Source organism: Tsuneonella rigui (genome assembly GCF_003958625.1).
GTDB classification, from domain to species: domain Bacteria; phylum Pseudomonadota; class Alphaproteobacteria; order Sphingomonadales; family Sphingomonadaceae; genus Tsuneonella; species Tsuneonella rigui.
This window is the reverse complement of the sequence record NZ_RSEL01000005.1, coordinates 111,955-128,514: the sequence shown is the minus strand read 5'-3', so window position 1 is coordinate 128,514 and position 16,560 is coordinate 111,955. Positions and strand designations below refer to the sequence as shown.

Genomic DNA, 16,560 nt, shown 5'->3' with positions numbered 1-16,560 from the left:
CGGTGCATCAGCCGATGTATGCCAAGATCGCAGCATGTAGGACAGTGCCGACGCTCCGGCTCATCCTTTGAGCAGGCGGCGGGTGGCCGCCTCGACATTGTCCTGCCGCATTAGGCTTTCCCCGACGAGGAACGTCCTGACCCCCGACTCGGCGAGGCGTTCGCAATCGGCGTGTGAGTTGATGCCACTCTCTCCGACGAGCCAGGAATCTGCGGGTGCGAGTGGAGCCAACCGCTCAGTCGTCCCAAGATCGGTGCGGAAGGTCTTCAGATCGCGATTGTTTATGCCGATCAACCGCGACTTGAGGCGGCTTCCGCGCTCCAGCTCGGCTTCGTCGTGGACCTCGACCAGCACATCCATCCCGCGCTCAGTTGCCGCAGCCTCAATTTCGGCCATCATACCGTCTTCCAGCGCGGCAACGATTATCAGGATCGCGTCCGCTCCGATCGCGCGTGATTCGGCGACCTGCCAGGGGTCGATCATGAAGTCCTTGCGCAGCACCGGCAGGTCGCAGGCGCGGCGCGCACCGGCGAGATAGTCCTCGTGCCCCTGGAAGTAGCGCGCATCGGTCAGCACGGAGAGACAAGCCGCCCCACCGCGCTGATACGCCACGGCATGTTCTGCGGGTCGAAAGTCGGGGCGGATCAATCCCTTGGACGGGGAAGCTTTCTTGATCTCTGCGATCAAGGCGAACCCATCGCGCGCCTTCGTCTCGAGAGCGGCACGGAAGCCACGCGGCGCGCTCTGCTCGCGCGCAAGCCGGTCGAGGTCGTTCACAGTCGCAAAGCCGCGCCGTTCGGCCACCTCGAAGCGCTTCGTCGCGCAGATTTCGTCGAGCTTGTTCATTGGGCGAGGTCGATCCAGCGGGCCAGGAGTGCCTCAGCCCGGCCCGAGTCGAGTGCCTCAGCAGCCTGTGTTGCACCTTCCGCGTAGCCGGCCGCGCGCCCGGCGATCATCAAGGCCGCGCCGGCGTTGAACAGCACCGCGTCGCGGTAGGGTCCCGGCGCGCCCATCAGCAATGCTTTCAATGCCTTGGCGTTGTGAGCCGCATCGCCGCCGCGGATGGCTTCGATCGGCGCGGTGGGCAGACCGGCGTCGGATGCACGCGCGCGGCGCATTTCCCACTCATGACCCTGCACGTCGGCCACTTCATTGCCCCCGGCGAGGCTCAATTCGTCGAGCCCCTCGTCGCCCGAGACGATCAGCGTGCGTTCGCTGCCGAGCCGAGCCTTGGCTTCCGCGTAGATCGGCACGTAGGCCGGCCGGGCGATGCCGATCAGCTGGCGGCGGACGCCTGCCGGATTGGCGAGCGGGCCCATCAGGTTGAAGATCGTGCGCCGCCCAAGCCGCTGGCGGATTGGCTGAATCCGGCGCATCGCCGGATGATGGTTCGCAGCAAACAGGAAACAAATTCCAAGGTCTGCCAACGACTTCTCAGCAGTTCTTCCTGCCGCTTCCATGTCCAGGCCGAGCGCTTCCAGCGTATCCGCACCGCCCGCCTTGCTGCTGGCCGCGCGGTTGCCGTGCTTGGCAACCGGCACTCCCACCGCGGCGACCACCAGGCTGACCGCGGTCGAGACATTGAGCGTGTGGTGCCCGTCGCCGCCGGTGCCGCAGACGTCGATCGCATCGGCCGGTGCATCGACCGGGATCATGCGCGCCCGCAGCGCGCGCGCGGCGCCGGCAATCTCGTCCGCCGTCTCGCCGCGATCGGACAGGTCCGTGAGAAAGCGGGCGATCTCCGCCTCGCTCGCTTCGCCATCGAGGACCGCTCCGAAGACTTCCTCGGCCTGCGCCTCATTGAGATGCGGCTCGGCCTGCGGAAGCGTCCTCACGGGCGTGCCTCCGGCTCGATCCCGCACACCCGCAGGAAGTTGGCCAGCAAAGAATGGCCATGTTCGGTAGCGATGCTCTCGGGGTGGAACTGCACTCCGTGAATGGGCAGATCGGCGTGTCGGAAGCCCATCACGTGAGTGTCGTCCGAGGTCGCGTTGACCGGCAGTTCGGCGGGAATGTTCTCGACCACCAGCGAGTGATAGCGGGTCGCGGTGAAGGGCGAGGGCAGGCCCGCGAACACCCCGCTGCCGTCATGACTGACCGGCGAAGTCTTCCCGTGCATGAGCCCGCCGCGCACCACGCGCCCGCCGAAATGCTGACCGATCGCTTGATGGCCCAGGCACACGCCGAGCAGCGGCTTGGCGGCATCCGCACACGCCGCCACGAGGTCGAGACTGATCCCCGCTTCGTTCGGGGTGCAGGGCCCAGGCGAGATCAGGAAGCCGGCCGCCCCCGTCGCCAGCGCGTCGGCCGCGGTCAGCGCATCGTTGCGCTCCACCTTCACTTCGGCACCCAGTTCCATCAGGTAATGGACCAGGTTGAAAGTGAAGCTGTCGTAGTTGTCGATGACCAGGATCATCGCGGGGGCGCGTCCGCAAAACGATCGGTCGCGCGGACCAGGCCGTCGGTGATGCCGGGCTCGGTGAACAGATGGCTGGCATCGGGGACGATCTGCAGGTCGACCTCGGGCCAGGCCTTCTTGAGCGCCCACGCGGCGGCGGGCGGGGTGCAGCAGTCGTGGCGGCCCTGGACGATCACGCCGGGGATGCCGCGCAGCTTCTCCGCGCCCTTCAGCAGCTGCCCGCTCTCGAGCCAGCACTTGTGCTGGAAGTAGTGCGTCTCGATCCGCGCCGTGGCGACCGCGTTGTCGCCATCGGCCATGTGGTCGATGGTGTCCTCTTCGGGCAGCAGGGTGACGGTGACGCCTTCCCACCGGTTCCACGCGCTCGCGGCGGCCTTGCGCACTGCGGAATCGGGATCGTCGAGCAGGCGGATGTAGGTCTGCAGGAGGTCGTCGCCATGCGCGGCGGCGTGGGCGACGAAGCGCTCCCACTCCTCGGGATAGAGCTCGCTGGCCCCGTACTTGTAGAGCCAGTCGAGCTCGCTCTGTTCGCACAGGAAGATGCCGCGCATGATGATCTCGGTCACGCGCTCCGGATGCGTCTCGGAGTAAGCGAGCGACAGGGTCGAGCCCCAGCTGCCGCCGAACACCTGCCACTTTTCGTGACCGCACATCTCGCGCAGCCGCTCGATGTCGGCGACGAGATCCCAGGTGGTGTTGTGCTCGAGGCTGGCGAACGGGGTCGAGCGGCCGCAGCCGCGCTGGTCGAACAATAGCACGTCGTAGCGCGCGGGGTCCCACTGGCGGCGGTGCTTCTCGTTGCACCCGGCGCCGGGGCCGCCGTGCAGCATGACCGCGGGCTTGGCGCCGGGAGTGCCGACGCGCTCCCAGTAGATCTGGTGCCCGTCGCCGACGTCGAGCATGCCGGTGTCATATGGCTCGATCGGCGGATAGAGGGTGCGGCGTTCACTCACTGTGTTTTCTCCTCGACCACCAGCATGGGCCCGATCGGCGCGCGCGCATCCATGCGATCGGCCGCCGGATCCCACAAGGCCGAGACCGAGCCATCGAGATAGAGCGCGTTGGGTGCCTTCACCACGTCGCGGAAATAGCGCGCCAGCTTGCCGAAGCTGACCGGGCCTTCGCTGATCACGAAATGCGCGCGGCCCGCGCCGTCGACGCCGACGCCGTTGCGGATCGCCTTGCTGGGTCCGTCGTCGGTTATCTCGGGGTGGAGTTTACCGTCCACCACCAGCATCGGGCCGCTCTGTGTACCGAAATCGGGGCGGTCGCCGACCTGGCTGTAGAACGCGTCGGCGGTCATCACCCGCCACTTACCGCCCGATCCGAAGAACACGCCGTTGGGCTTCATGTGGAAGTTGCCGGCCCCGTCGTTGCGGTTGAGCTCGTGCCCGCGCTCGCCGCCGCGGACGTAGTAGCCGATCGGCTTGCCGGTGTCGTCGAACATGCCGGCGTTCATCACGAAGGCGAGCTTGGGCGCGTTGGCCGGGCGTGCGGCGGCGTAGGCCTTGAAGCTGCGGTACGGGGGGTTGCCGAGCATCGTGGTGATGCGGTGCTTCGCCGGGTCTGCGATGCAATCGGTGAGCTGAGCGTCCTCGAACGTCACGGTCTGGCACGCCGAGGCGACGGTCGGCGTTGGGGTAGGCGCCGGAGGCTCGGAGAGACCGGGGTTCTCGAGGTTGATCCGCGTGACCGGCTCGCCTCCGGCTTCCTGGTTGCAAGCCGCGAGCAGCGCGAGAAGGGGAAGGGCGAGACGCTTCATTGCCCGAACCCCGGTTCCTGCGCGATCCGCGCCGCTTCGCGCGCGGCGGCGATGAGTGCGCCAGCCTTCGCGTAGCATTCGTTGAGTTCGTATTCGGGATCGCTGTCGGCGACGATCCCAGCGCCGGCCTGCACGTGCAGGGTGCCGTCTTTCACCACGCCGGTGCGCAGGACGATGCACGAATCGAGCGTGCCATCTGGCGCGAAATAGCCGACCCCGCCGGCATAGGCGCCGCGCGCTTCGGGCTCGAGCTCGGCGATGATCTCGCACGCGCGGACCTTTGGCGCGCCGCTGACCGTGCCTGCCGGGAAGCCCGCGAACAGCGCGTCGAGCGCGTCCTTTGCCGGGTCGAGCCGCCCCACGACGTTGCTGACAATGTGCATCACGTGGCTGTAGCGTTCGATGGTGAAGCTGTCGGTGACCTCGACCGAGCCGCGTGCTGCGACCCGGCCGACATCGTTGCGCCCGAGATCGAGCAGCATGAGGTGCTCGGCGCGTTCCTTGGCGTCGGCGAGCAGGCTCGCCTCGGCCTCGCGGTCGAGCTCCGCGGTCGCGCCGCGCGGGCGGGTACCGGCGATCGGGCGTACGGTCACCTCGCCGTCGCGCACGCGGACGAGGATCTCGGGGCTCGATCCCACCACGGCAAAGCCAGGCAAGTCGAGGAAATAGAGAAACGGGCTCGGGTTCACTCGGCGCAGGGCGCGGTAGAGCGCCAGTGGCGGCAGCGGAAAGGGGCAGGTGAATCGCTGGGCTAGCACCACCTGGAACACGTCACCCGCCTCGATGTAATCTTTCGCCTTGAGAACCATCGCGCGATAGTCCTCGGCTGCCAGCACGGGCGCGAGAGCGAGCTCCGAGAGGGCATCCGACCGCTCTGCCTTGGGTGCGGCTTGCGACAACTTGCGCAGCGCTTCGTCGATCCTCTCGCCCGCCGCGCTAACGCCGACATCCGGGGCGCGATCGCTCGGCCATAGCGGAGCAATGCAGAACAGCTCGTCACCGAGGCGATCGAACACCAATATCAATGTCGGCCGCACGAACAGCATGTCGGGCAGGCCGATGCCGGTTCCCTCAGCGCGCGGTAGGCGCTCGACCAGGCCGATGGTCTCATAGCCGAAATAGCCGACCAGACAGGCGATCGGTGGCAGGCCTGCGGGCACATCGATACGGCACGCTTCGACCAGCGCCCGCAATTCGGCGAGTGCGTCGCCGCCACAGGATGCAAACGCGGTCCGATCTCGCTGCCACTGCGCGTTCACCTCGGCACGCGCGCCCTCGGCCCGAAACACCAGGTCCGGTTCGAGGCCGACCAAACTGTAGCGCCCGCGCACTTCGCCGCCCTCGACCGACTCGAGCAGGAAATCCCCGCGCCCCGGCTCGATCAGCTTGAGCGCGGCACCCACCGGCGTCTCGGTATCCGCGACCACGCGCCGCCAGACGAGCGCGGGGCGCCCGTCGGCCAGCGCCGCGCGAGCCGCGTCGGCGTTATCGGGCGCGGCTCCGCTCAGGGGACGCCTCAGTTCTCGCTGTTTTCGCCGGCGAGACGCTTGCGCACTGCCGCAATCGCGGTCGCATTGCGTTCGACACCGACATCCTTGCGGATCGCCACCCGCATCGCGTCGCCGTATTCGCGGCCCATCAATTGGCCGAGGCTTTGCGAAGCCTGCGCCATGATCGGGTCGTTGGGCGCGATCTTGCCGGGCTCGATCGAGTTGACCGTCACCACAAACCAACCTGCATTGTTTGGCGCCTCGAGCTTCTTGACGCTGTTCTTCGCCATCGAGAACAACAGCGCGAGCGGCGGCGGCACGCGCTGGCCCTGCGCGGCGATCTCCTCGCGCGTCATGTTGACCGCATCGGCAGGCGGCAGGCTCGCCTGCTCGGCGGCCAGCGCCTGGCTCAGCGTCTGTCCCTTGGCGATGCGCGCGACGACGCGGTCGGCGGCGGCCTTGGCGGCCTGCGAACCGACCGAGCGGCGCCAGGCGCCGACGACGTCGTTGCGGATCTCGGCCAGCGGCGCGGCGGCAGAAGGGGTGATGCGGCCCGTCTCGTACACCAGATAGCTCTGGCCACCGGCAAGCGCGGCGATTTGTGGCTGGCCCTCTTCCATCTCGAACGCGCTCGAAAGCGCGGGGGCGAGCACCGCGGGGACTCGTTCGCTCGCCGAGCCGTAGACGCGTCCATCGGCAACCACGGGCGGAGTGGTCTGGATCTCGACCTTCAGCGACCTGGCGATGTCGCTCAGCGCGTTGCCCTCGTCGACCTGCTGCTCGACCTCGCTCGCCAGTTCGGCGAGTGCGCGGGTGCGCTTCTCGGTTCGCAGTGCAGTCACAATCTCGTCGCGCACCTGGTCGAGCGACCGGGCAGGCGTCGCGGTCACGCCGTCGACCCGCACCACGTACCAGCCAAGGCCGCCCTTGGCCGGGGCAGCGATGGTGCCCTTGGCCGCGCCGAACACCGCGTTGGCGACCGCTTGCGAGCTCTGGGCGGCATAGGCCTGCTTGTCGACGCCGGTAACAGTACGCGTTTCGAGCCCAGCTTCGCGCGCGGCCGCTGGCAGCGCGGCGGGGCCCTTCTGCGCAATCGCCTGCGCCGCGGAGCGGGTGGGGACGATCAGCTGAGTCAGCGTGCGTTGCTCGCGCGCGGCATAGAGCGACGCGCGGTCGCGGGCATAGCGAGCCTCGACCTCCGCCGCGGTGGGTTCGACGCTGCCGAGCGACTTGTCGTTGAACACGACGTAGCGCAGCACGCGCCGCTCGGGACGGATGAAGTCGGCCTTGTGGCTGTTATAGTAAGTGGTCAGCTGCGCAGCGGTCGGATCGCCTTTGGGCGCGAATGCGCTGCTCGGGATCACCGCGACGCCGCCCTGGCGTCGTTCCTTGGTCAGCGCAGCATAGCGCAGCGCAATCTTGTTCGGCATTCGCGCACCGAAGGCGGCCGGTACCAGCACCTGCGTCGCGAGCTGGCCGTCGGCGATATCGCGGCGAACGATCGCATCGGTCAGCTTCCGCGCGGCGAGGGTCTGCTGGTAGACCGAGTCACTGAACTTGCCGTCCGGGCCCGCGAAAGCCGGGATGCGACGGATCTCGCTGTTCACCAGGTTGTCGCCGGCACGCAGCCCGTTGTCGGCCGCCCAGCGGCTGATCGCGCGCCGGTCGAGCAAGGAGTCGAGCACCTGGGTCAAGCCGCCCTGCTGGATGAACGCGGCCATCGAAATCGTCGGATTATCCTGGCGCGCCTGGTCGACGGCGTTGCTCGCCGCTTCGCTCAGGTCGTTGGCGCTGATCTTGTCCTTGCCCACCACGGCCACGTTCTCGCCGCCCGAAAGGCTGCCACCGATGCCACCGGTCCCTGCGACGTCGCCGATGGCGAACGCCAGACCGATGATACCGACAAAGGCGATCGTGATGGCGAGGCCGACCTTGGACTTGAAGATGTTGCGGAAGAACTGGAGCATGGGTGGGTTAACGCCTGCCGGATATGGGCGCGCACGGGGCGCGGAACGGCGCGACCTTTAGGGGGCCTGCGACCTTGCCGCAACAGGTGCTGCGCCGTTTTGACGCAGGCGCTTTTGCACGCTAGCGGGCAGGTGGCGTCCGCCCTTATAGCGCGGCCCGACACCTTACCCTGATCATCTTGAGGAATGCACATGGCCCTGCGGCCCTACGTCGTCGGCAACTGGAAAATGAACGGCACGCGGGCGATGCTGGCGGAGGCGCGGGCGATCGACCGCTCGGCGCAGCGGCTGATGAAAGTCGAAGTCGCGCTGGCGCCGCCGTTTACCCTGATTCACGCGGTCCACCGCGAGGCCGAGCAGATCGGTGTCGGCGCGCAGGATTGCTCACCTTCCCCCGACGGCGCGTACACCGGCGATATCTCCGCTGCGATGGTCGCCGATTCGGGCGCCAAGTTCGTGATCCTGGGCCACAGCGAGCGGCGCCAGGGCCACGGCGAGAGCGATGCGCTGGTACTTGCCAAGGCGGACGCTGCGCTCGCCGCTGGTCTCAAGCTGATCGTTTGCTGCGGCGAGACCGAAGCGACCCGCGACGCCGGTGAGGCGGAGCGGTTTGTGACCGGCCAGCTTGCCGCCTCGCTGCCCGCAGCAATCGACGCCGCTGACGAGCGCCTTTCGGTCGCCTACGAACCGATCTGGGCGATCGGCACCGGCCGCACGCCGACGGTCGCGGACATCGGCACGATGCACCGCGCGATCCGCAAGTTGCTGGTCGAGCGCTATGGCGAGGAACAGGGCAGCGCGGTCCGCATCCTCTACGGCGGCTCGGTCAAGCCGGAGAACGCGCGCGAGCTGCTCGGCGCCGACGAGGTGGGCGGGGCACTGGTGGGCGGCGCGAGCCTGACCGCCGAGAGCTTCCTCGGCATCGTCATGGCCAGCGTCGACCTGCAGGACGCCTGAGCCTCAACGCGCTGCCCTTGCCGTAACCGTCCGTCGCGCCTAAGTCGCGCGGGCAATCACACCGGACCCGTCTGATCCCATGTCGCTGTTCATTTTCCTCCTCGTCCTCCAAGCGATCGTCGCCGCCGCGCTGGTTGGGGTCATCCTCATCCAACGCTCCGAAGGCGGCGGCCTGGGCATTGGCGGCGGCCCGAGCGGAATGATGAGCGCACGCGGCGCAGCGGATTTCCTGACCCGCGCAACCCGCTGGCTGGCGATCGTGTTCATCCTCCTGTCGATCATCCTGGCGGCAATCGCCGCAAAAAGCGCGGGCGGTTCCACGACGGTCGAATCGACGCTCGACCGGGCGGCACCGGTTCCGGAAGCGCCGGCCGCTCCCGCGCAGACCACGCCGTCGGCGCCCGCGACCGGCGAAGACCCGCTCGCCGGGGTCGCCGGCTAGCACACTCACGATCAGGCGGTTGTGGATTGCGGCGCGTCGCCGCACCAACCCGCTTGCGCCGAATCCCGATTGACGCTTAAGGCCCGACTCCCATGGCGCGGTATATATTTATCACCGGCGGCGTGGTCTCCTCGCTCGGCAAAGGTCTCATGGCGGCGAGCCTCGCGGCTCTCCTGCAAGCGCGCGGATTCCGCGTGCGCATCCGCAAGTTCGATCCCTACCTGAACGTCGATCCGGGGACGATGAGCCCCTACCAGCACGGCGAGGTCTACGTGACCGACGACGGGGCCGAGACCGACCTCGACCTCGGTCACTACGAACGCTTTACCGGCGTCTCCGCGCACCAGGGCGACAACATCACCTCGGGGCGCATCTACCGCGACATCATCGCCAAGGAGCGGCGCGGCGACTACCTCGGCGCCACCGTGCAGGTAATCCCTCACGTCACGGATGCGATCAAGCAGTTCGCGCAGGACGATACCAGCGACCTCGATTTCGTGCTGTGCGAAATCGGCGGCACGGTCGGCGATATCGAGAGCCTGCCGTTCATCGAAGCGCTGCGGCAGCTAAGGAACGAGCTCGGGCGCGAAAACACCTGCTCGGTCCACGTCACGCTGGTGCCCTACATCGCGGCTGCGGGCGAGCTGAAGACGAAGCCGACGCAACACTCGGTGCGCGAGATGACCGGGCTGGGCATCCAGCCCGACATCCTGCTGTGCCGCTGCGAAAAGCCGCTGCCGGACAGCGAGCGCGCGAAGATCGCGCTGTTCTGCAACGTACGCAAGGAAGCGGTCATTCCCGCGCTCGACGCGAGCAGCATTTATGCAGTGCCGTTGCAGTATCACCGCGAAGGCCTCGACAGCGAGGTCCTGCGCCACTTCGGCATGACCGCGCCGGACCCGGACCTGTCGCGGTGGGACGACATCCTTGACCGCTACGAGCATCCCGAAGGCGAGGTGACGATCGGCGTGGTCGGCAAGTATGTCGGGCTACCGGACGCCTACAAGTCGCTCAACGAAGCGCTGGTCCACGGCGGGATGGCCAACCGCGTCAAGGTCCACATCCGCTGGATCGACGCCGAGCTGTTCGAGAAGGACGATGAGGACATCGCCGCCCAGCTCGAACCGATGCACGGCATCCTGGTGCCGGGCGGCTTCGGCGAGCGCGGCAGCGAGGGCAAGATCTCCTCGGTGCGCTTCGCCAAGGAGCGCAAGGTGCCGTTCCTCGGCATCTGCCTGGGCATGCAGATGGCCTGCATCGAGGGCGTGCGCGCCGCGGGGCAGCCCAACGCCAGCTCGACCGAATTCGGCCCGACCGACGAGCCCGTCGTCGGCATCATCACCGAATGGATGAGCAAGGAAGGCCTGCAGCAGCGCAGCGCCGAGGGTGATCTGGGCGGCACCATGCGGCTCGGCGCCTACGAAGCGCAGTTGTCGGGCAACAGCCACGTCAGCGCGATCTACGGCGGCGTGACCACGATCAGCGAGCGCCACCGTCATCGCTACGAGGTCAACTCGGCCTATCGCGGCGCGCTGGAGAAGGACGGCATGGTGTTCTCGGGCATGTCGCCCGATGGCCTGTTGCCGGAAATTGTCGAGCGGCCCGACCACCCATGGTTTATCGGCGTGCAGTTCCACCCCGAGCTCAAGAGCAAGCCGTTCGATCCGCACCCGCTTTTCGCAGGTTTCATCGGCGCCGCGTTGCAGCAGGCGCGTCTCGTTTAGAGAAACCTCTCGAAAGTTAGGGAGCAATTTTTTACAAGCGCGGCGGCGCAAATCGGAATATATGTTGCCAATCGCAGGGCAGCCGTTAGGGGAGCGGCGCTCACGCAAAAGATTGCTTTTTGCTAAGTTTCCGGGGCGCGACAGCCGATTCGTGCGGTCCGCGGCCGGTTTGGCAAATCGCGGACAGCTTGGTGCGGACTTGATCGTCTTCTGCGACCCGGACGGTCAGTTTCGCCCGAGGCGGCGTCAACGTCGCGGAGGCGGGCCGAAAGGTCCGCCTCCTATCGTTTCAGGGTCTAGCTAGCGCGGCGATCAGGCCGCGTCCGACTGCCCTTCGTCCTTCGAAGCATCCTTGACCACCTCGAGCGAGGGCTGGCCGCCCACGTGGATCTTCTTGGGCTTCATCGCTTCCGGCACTTCGCGCACCAGATCGATCGTCAGCAGGCCATCGGCGAGATCGGCGTTATCGACCCGCACGTAATCGGCCAGTTCGAATCGGCGCTCGAAACCGCGGTTGGCGATACCGACGTGCAGCATCTCGCCCTGCGTCGCTTCCGGGCGCTTCTTGCCCACGACGACCAGCAGGTTCTGCTGCGCGGTGATGTCGAGGTCTCCGGCGCGGAAGCCCGCGACCGCCAGCGTGATGCGATATTCGTCATCGCCGCGGCGTTCGATGTTGAACGGGGGGTAGTTGTCGCCGGCGTTGTTGCGCACCTGGTTCTCCAACAGATCGAACAGCTTGTCGAAGCCGACGGTGGTCCGGCGATAGGGGGTGAAATCGAGACGTGACATGAAACAAATCCTCCAATGAGCAATTTGAACCAAAGGCGGCGAGCCCGCTTGGCGCCCGTCGCAATTGCCTTTCCGCCCGCTCTGCGGCACGGATCGGCACAGGAAATCTAGTCGCCCGGTCGGACGGTTCAAGGGGTCCGCGCGGCGCGAATTGAAGGACGAGAAATGGCCAGCCCGGAAGTCGTGATCTACACCAAGTTCGGCTGCGGTTTCTGCTTTCGCGCCAAGCGCCTGCTAGACCACAAGGGCGTTGAGTACACCGAGCACGACATCACCATGGGCGGCCCCAAGCGCGACGAGATGCTCGCTCGCGCACCGATGGCGCGCACGGTGCCGCAGATCTTCATCGGCGAGACGTACGTCGGTGGCTCGGATGATCTCCACGCGCTCGACGCCGCGGGCAAGCTCGATCCGCTGCTGGCCGGCGGATGACCCGTCTCGCGGTGCTGCAGATGACCGCGGGGATCGACCCGGCGGCGAATGCGCGCACGATCGTCGACGCTGCTGCTGAGGCCGCAGCGGGTGGGGCGGCCATGCTGTTCACGCCCGAGATGAGCGGTCTGCTCGATCGGGATCGGGCACGGGCGGCCACGCATATCGTGCCCGAGGCCGACAACCCGGTGCTCGCCGCCGCTCGCGAGGCCGCTGCTCGGCACAGCATGTGGATCGCGCTCGGTTCACTCGCCGTGGTCAACGACAACGGACGTTGGGCTAACAGGTCGCTACTCATTGACGACCAAGGTCAGGTTACGGCCCGCTACGACAAGATGCACATGTTCGATGTCGATCTCGCGAGCGGCGAAAGCTGGCGCGAATCGAACGCTTACGAACCGGGCGCCGAGGTCGTCAGCGCCGAAACCCCGGTGGGCACGCTCGGCCTCACCGTCTGCTACGACATCCGCTTTCCCGCGCTGTTCGAAGCACTTGGGCAGCGCAGGTGCGACGTCATCGCGATCCCAGCTGCCTTCACGGTGCCCACCGGCAAGGCGCACTGGCACTTGCTCCAGCGAGCTCGAGCAGTCGAAGCAAGCGCCTATGTCGTTGCCGCTGCCCAGGTGGGCGAGCACCAGGATGGCCGGCGCACATACGGGCACAGCCTGGTCATCGACCCGTGGGGCGAAGTGCTGCTCGACATGGGCGGCGAGGCGCCCGGCGTCGGCTTTGCCGAGATCGACCCCGCGCGCATTGCGGAGGTGCGAGCCCAGCTCCCCAGCCTTGCCAACCGCCGCGCCATCGCCACCTGACGGCTGATGATCGTATTCGACCTCGTTTGCGCTGAAGGACACCGCTTCGAAGGCTGGTTCGCCTCGTCGGGCGCGTTTGCCGACCAGCAGGCACGGGGGCTCGTCGCCTGTCCGCACTGCAGTTCGGCGGAGATCGCGAAGGCGCCGATGGCCCCCGCCGTCCCCGCCAAGGGCAACACGCGGGCGGAGATGGCGCCGGCGGCGAACGCAGTGACCGGCAAGCTCCCGCCGGAAGTCGTTCGGGCGATGGAAGCGCTTGCTACCGCGCAGGCCAAGGCGCTGCAGGACAGCACTTGGGTCGGGACGCGGTTCGCCGAGGAAAGCGGAGCCATGCATTATGGCGAACGACCGCACTCGACTATCCATGGTCAGGCCACCCGCGACGAAGCGGCTGCGCTGGCGGATGAAGGCATCGCGGTATCGCCGCTCCCATTTCCGGTCGCACCGCCGGATGAAATCCAGTGACGCAACGTGGAGTCGCTCGACAGCCTGCTGGATGAGATCCGTGCCTGCCGCGTGTGCAGCGAGGCGCTGCCGCTCGGGCCGCGGCCGGTTCTGCAGATTTCACCCAGCGCCCGCATCCTGATCGCCAGCCAGGCGCCCGGGACCAAGGTGCACCACAGCGGCGTGCCATTCGACGATGCCTCGGGCGATCACTTGCGTGAATGGCTCGGCGTCTCGCGGCAAGAGTTCTATGATCCGGCCAAGTTCGCGATCGTCCCGATGGGGCTGTGCTATCCGGGACGCGGCGCGAGCGGAGACGCACCGCCACGGTCCGAATGCGCGCCGCTCTGGCGCGGCCGTTTGCTGAACCAGTTGAGCGACCTGCGGCTGACCCTGCTCATCGGATCATACGCGCAAATCGCGGAGCTCGGTCCCGGCAAGATGGGCGAGCGGGTGCGAAACTTCCGCGAGCACCTGCCGAGCGTCATCCCGCTGCCGCACCCGTCGTGGCGGTCGCGGCATTGGATTGCGCAAAACCCCTGGTTCGTCGACGAGGTGTTCCCCGTCCTGCGCAAGGCGGTGCGCGAGGCGCTCGCGTGACGCTCCCGGTGTTCACCGTCGGCCATTCCACGCGCACGATCGAAGAGTTCGTCGACCTCCTGCGCTGCGGACCAGTCGAGTTGCTGGTCGATATCCGCAGCACACCGCGCTCGCGCACGAATCCGCAGTACAACCTCGACACCCTGCCGGAGACACTCGCCGCCTATCAAATCGGCCATGTGCGGATAGCCGAACTCGGCGGCCGGCGGCCCAAATCGAAGGCGGTGCCGCCCGAGATCAACGCGTTCTGGACCAATCAGAGCTTCCACAACTACGCCGACTACGCGCTGTCGGACGAGTTCCACGCCGGTCTCGCGCAACTGCGTGACCTCAGCCGCGATCGGCGCTGCGCGGTGATGTGCTCCGAGGCGGTCTGGTGGCGCTGTCATCGGCGGTTTGTCGCCGATTACCTGCTCGCCGAGGGGCGCGAGGTACTGCACCTCATGGGGGCTGACCGCGTTGAGCCCGCGAAGATGACGGTGGCGGCGAAACCGGAGGGCAGGGCATTGGTTTACCCGGCCGAATAGGTGGTGCGCCCGACAGGATTCGAACCTGTGGCCCCCAGATTAGGAATCTGGTGCTCTATCCTGCTGAGCTACGGGCGCCCCGGAGGGCGGCTTAGTCGTTGGGGCCAAGGGTGACAACGACAGGATTGTGCTTCTCTCGGTGGCCGCTAGGCAAAGGTCATGGAACAGCGTGATGACCTCGATGAAATCCGGCGTGCCGTGCGGGCGCTATGCGAAGAGTTTCCCGGCGAATATTGGCGCGCGAAGGATCGCGAGCGCGCGTACCCGGGTGAGTTCGTCGACGCCCTCACGCGCGCGGGCTTCCTCGCCGCGCTGATCCCGGAGGAATTCGGGGGCAGCGGGCTCATGCTCGATGCGGCGGCGGTGATCATGGAGGAAATCCAGGCCGCCGGCTGCAACGGCGCCAGCGCACACGCGCAAATGTACATCATGAACACACTGCTGCGGTACGGCAGCGCCGAGCAGAAGGCCCGGTACCTGCCGGGCATCGCTAGCGGCGAACTGCGGCTGCAGGCCTTCGGTGTGTCGGAGCCGACGAGCGGTACCGATACGCTATCGCTCAAGACGCGCGCGGTGCGGGACGGCGATCACTATGTCGTCAACGGCCAGAAGATCTGGACCAGCCGCGCCGAGCATTCCGACCTCTTGCTGCTTCTCGCGCGAACGACCCCGCGCGAGGAGGTCGAGAAGCGCACCGAAGGGCTATCAATCTTCCTCGTCGACATGCGAGAAGCGATCGGTAACGGTCTGACGATCAAGCCAATTCGCACGCTCATGAATCATTCGACCACCGAGGTGTTCTTCGACGACCTGCGCATTCCGGCGAGCGCCTTGGTCGGCGAGGAGGGGAAGGGCTTCCGCTACATCCTGTCAGGCATGAACGCCGAGCGCATCCTGATCGCGGCCGAGTGCGTCGGCGATGCCAAGTGGTTCATCGAGAAGGCGACCGGCTATGCCAGCGACCGCCAGGTATTCGGCCGGCCGATCGGACAAAACCAGGGAATTCAGTTCCCTATCGCGCGGTGTTATGCGCGGATGCGAGCGGCTGAGCTGATGGTCCACCACGCCGCACAGGTGTACGACGCGGGTGGCAATCCCGGCGCCGAAGCCAACATGGCAAAGCTGCTGGCGAGCGAAGCGAGCTGGGAAGCGGCCGACATGTGCGTCCAGACCTTCGGCGGCTTCGGCTTCGCCGAGGAGTACGATGTCGAGCGCAAGTTCCGCGAGGCCCGGCTCTACACCGTGGCGCCGATCAGCACGAACCTGATCCTGTCCTATCTAGCCGAGCACGTGCTCGGATTGCCGCGGAGCTATTGAGCGGCGATTTCCGCAGCCCTTTGGCGAAGCGCCTCCTCGGTTGCGGCAACGGCGGCCGGATCGTCGAGCGACACGCCGCCGCGGGTGACCCGCATGTGCCAACCGCCGCGCTCCTTGCAGGCGATGCCTGAGATGTCCGCTGCCAGGAACGCGCGGCATGGTGCGCCGTCGGTGTTGGCAAACTTCGCCAATACTCTCAGATCGTTGCTTTCCGCTCCTAGCTCCAAAGCTTCGGCAAGCTCCGGCGCAGCGAACGTCAGGCCATCATGCTCGACAGTTTCGCTGCCTCCGAACTGGCGAATCAGTAGGACCGCTACGACGACACCCAGTGCCGATACGACCCAGCGAACTATCCGGCGTGACTTCATGACCCCATTTCTAACCGCTCAGCGCCGTGCGGACAGCACAATTGGCGAGTCTTCAACCGATTTCGCAATTCGCGGGCACAATACACTTGAATCGCGCGGTTAACTGTGATTCTGTCGCTTCGTGACACGCGAAGGCCACACGATCACCTCTCCCAAGGAACGGCTCACGCAGGGGATCGCCCTGTCGGCGCTGCTGCTTTTGGGCGGTCTGGCCATCGCCGGGCCGAGCGGTTTCCTCGCCTGGGGCGAGAATCTGCGCCTGCTCGACCAGCGCCGGGCCGAGATCGCCAAGCTGACCCACCAGCGCAACGAGCTCAAGCAGCAGGTCAACCTGCTCGATCCGAACCACGCCGACCCGGATCTCAGCAGCGAACTGATCCGCAAGAACCTCAACGTCCTGCACCCGGACGAGGTCGTGCTGATCCTCAAGCCCGGCGGCTGATCGCCGCCTTCGGGCACCAAATTCCGCTACGGCAATTTCATCTCCACGCGGATTGCGCGGGCTGG

At 66.8% G+C, this 16,560-nt stretch carries 19 protein-coding genes and 1 tRNA gene; 10 read left to right on the top strand and 10 right to left on the bottom strand.

Annotated elements, in window-relative coordinates:
* Window positions 1-60: 60 nt before the first annotated feature.
* From trpC to ELY12_RS01325, 7 genes are read right to left on the bottom strand one after another with little or no spacing between them, the layout of a single operon-like run.
* Complete coding sequence (trpC, locus tag ELY12_RS01355) at window positions 61-846, bottom strand: indole-3-glycerol phosphate synthase TrpC (protein WP_126174909.1); 786 nt, start codon at window positions 844-846, stop codon at window positions 61-63.
* The gene (gene trpD / locus ELY12_RS01350) at window positions 843-1,835 is read right to left on the bottom strand and encodes an anthranilate phosphoribosyltransferase (protein ID WP_126174908.1); all 993 of its coding nucleotides are present in this window, start codon (window positions 1,833-1,835) and stop codon (window positions 843-845) included. Before trpD ends, trpC begins: the two co-directional genes overlap by 4 nt.
* Window positions 1,832-2,416 carry an anthranilate synthase component II gene (locus ELY12_RS01345; RefSeq protein WP_126174907.1) on the bottom strand — a complete coding sequence of 195 codons (585 nt, stop codon included), beginning with the start codon at window positions 2,414-2,416 and terminating at the stop codon, window positions 1,832-1,834. Before ELY12_RS01345 ends, trpD begins: the two co-directional genes overlap by 4 nt.
* The gene (gene pip, locus ELY12_RS01340) at window positions 2,413-3,372 is read right to left on the bottom strand and encodes a prolyl aminopeptidase (RefSeq protein ID WP_126174906.1); all 960 of its coding nucleotides are present in this window, start codon (window positions 3,370-3,372) and stop codon (window positions 2,413-2,415) included. Before pip ends, ELY12_RS01345 begins: the two co-directional genes overlap by 4 nt.
* Window positions 3,369-4,181 (bottom strand): phosphodiester glycosidase family protein, encoded by an 813-nt coding sequence (locus tag ELY12_RS01335; RefSeq protein WP_126174905.1) that lies wholly within the window; start codon window positions 4,179-4,181, stop codon window positions 3,369-3,371. Before ELY12_RS01335 ends, pip begins: the two co-directional genes overlap by 4 nt.
* Complete coding sequence (locus ELY12_RS01330) at window positions 4,178-5,689, bottom strand: anthranilate synthase component I family protein (RefSeq protein ID WP_126175238.1); 1,512 nt, start codon at window positions 5,687-5,689, stop codon at window positions 4,178-4,180. The genes ELY12_RS01335 and ELY12_RS01330 overlap by 4 nt, the downstream gene beginning before the upstream one ends.
* 8 nt (window positions 5,690-5,697) lie before the next feature.
* Window positions 5,698-7,638 (bottom strand): peptidylprolyl isomerase, encoded by a 1,941-nt coding sequence (locus ELY12_RS01325; protein ID WP_126174904.1) that lies wholly within the window; start codon window positions 7,636-7,638, stop codon window positions 5,698-5,700.
* A 192-nt stretch (window positions 7,639-7,830) separates the two neighbouring features.
* On the opposite strand from ELY12_RS01325, the gene tpiA reads away from it, so the two are divergent.
* The 3 genes from tpiA (at window position 7,831) to ELY12_RS01310 (ending at window position 10,761) form a co-directional block, all read left to right on the top strand.
* On the top strand, window positions 7,831-8,595 hold the full coding sequence (tpiA, locus tag ELY12_RS01320) for a triose-phosphate isomerase (RefSeq protein WP_126174903.1): 765 nt from the start codon (window positions 7,831-7,833) through the stop codon (window positions 8,593-8,595).
* 85 nt (window positions 8,596-8,680) lie between these two features.
* Window positions 8,681-9,037 carry a preprotein translocase subunit SecG gene (gene secG / locus ELY12_RS01315; protein ID WP_126175237.1) on the top strand — a complete coding sequence of 119 codons (357 nt, stop codon included), beginning with the start codon at window positions 8,681-8,683 and terminating at the stop codon, window positions 9,035-9,037.
* 92 nt (window positions 9,038-9,129) lie between these two features.
* Window positions 9,130-10,761 carry a CTP synthase gene (locus tag ELY12_RS01310; protein WP_126174902.1) on the top strand — a complete coding sequence of 544 codons (1,632 nt, stop codon included), beginning with the start codon at window positions 9,130-9,132 and terminating at the stop codon, window positions 10,759-10,761.
* Window positions 10,762-11,073: 312 nt separating this feature from the next.
* Here ELY12_RS01310 and ELY12_RS01305 read toward each other — a convergent pair whose 3' ends face one another.
* Window positions 11,074-11,553, bottom strand: a complete 480-nt coding sequence (locus ELY12_RS01305; protein ID WP_126174901.1) for an Hsp20 family protein — start codon at window positions 11,551-11,553, stop codon at window positions 11,074-11,076.
* Window positions 11,554-11,718: 165 nt separating this feature from the next.
* On the opposite strand from ELY12_RS01305, the gene grxC reads away from it, so the two are divergent.
* Genes grxC through ELY12_RS01280 form a run of 5 tightly spaced genes read left to right on the top strand, consistent with a single transcriptional unit; the run spans window position 11,719 to window position 14,368 of the window.
* Window positions 11,719-11,985, top strand: a complete 267-nt coding sequence (gene grxC / locus ELY12_RS01300; RefSeq protein ID WP_126174900.1) for a glutaredoxin 3 — start codon at window positions 11,719-11,721, stop codon at window positions 11,983-11,985.
* Window positions 11,982-12,797 carry a carbon-nitrogen hydrolase family protein gene (locus tag ELY12_RS01295; RefSeq protein ID WP_126174899.1) on the top strand — a complete coding sequence of 272 codons (816 nt, stop codon included), beginning with the start codon at window positions 11,982-11,984 and terminating at the stop codon, window positions 12,795-12,797. The genes grxC and ELY12_RS01295 overlap by 4 nt, the downstream gene beginning before the upstream one ends.
* 6 nt (window positions 12,798-12,803) lie before the next feature.
* Window positions 12,804-13,262, top strand: a complete 459-nt coding sequence (locus tag ELY12_RS01290; protein WP_126174898.1) for a DUF1178 family protein — start codon at window positions 12,804-12,806, stop codon at window positions 13,260-13,262.
* A 6-nt stretch (window positions 13,263-13,268) separates the two neighbouring features.
* Complete coding sequence (locus ELY12_RS01285; protein ID WP_126174897.1) at window positions 13,269-13,841, top strand: uracil-DNA glycosylase family protein; 573 nt, start codon at window positions 13,269-13,271, stop codon at window positions 13,839-13,841.
* Window positions 13,838-14,368 (top strand): DUF488 domain-containing protein, encoded by a 531-nt coding sequence (locus ELY12_RS01280; protein ID WP_126174896.1) that lies wholly within the window; start codon window positions 13,838-13,840, stop codon window positions 14,366-14,368. Before ELY12_RS01285 ends, ELY12_RS01280 begins: the two co-directional genes overlap by 4 nt.
* A 1-nt stretch (window position 14,369) precedes the next feature.
* Here the strand turns inward: ELY12_RS01280 and ELY12_RS01275 are convergent.
* Window positions 14,370-14,446: transfer RNA gene (locus ELY12_RS01275), tRNA-Arg, on the bottom strand.
* Between the two features lie 81 nt (window positions 14,447-14,527).
* On the opposite strand from ELY12_RS01275, the gene ELY12_RS01270 reads away from it, so the two are divergent.
* Window positions 14,528-15,685 (top strand): acyl-CoA dehydrogenase family protein, encoded by a 1,158-nt coding sequence (locus ELY12_RS01270; protein ID WP_126174895.1) that lies wholly within the window; start codon window positions 14,528-14,530, stop codon window positions 15,683-15,685.
* Here ELY12_RS01270 and ELY12_RS01265 read toward each other — a convergent pair.
* On the bottom strand, window positions 15,679-16,053 hold the full coding sequence (locus tag ELY12_RS01265) for a hypothetical protein (RefSeq protein ID WP_126174894.1): 375 nt from the start codon (window positions 16,051-16,053) through the stop codon (window positions 15,679-15,681). The two genes, ELY12_RS01270 and ELY12_RS01265, sit on opposite strands and share 7 nt — an antisense overlap.
* Before the next feature lie 121 nt (window positions 16,054-16,174).
* Between ELY12_RS01265 and ELY12_RS01260 the strand changes: the two genes are divergently transcribed.
* Complete coding sequence (locus tag ELY12_RS01260; RefSeq protein ID WP_126174893.1) at window positions 16,175-16,495, top strand: FtsB family cell division protein; 321 nt, start codon at window positions 16,175-16,177, stop codon at window positions 16,493-16,495.
* Window positions 16,496-16,560 lie beyond the last annotated feature (65 nt).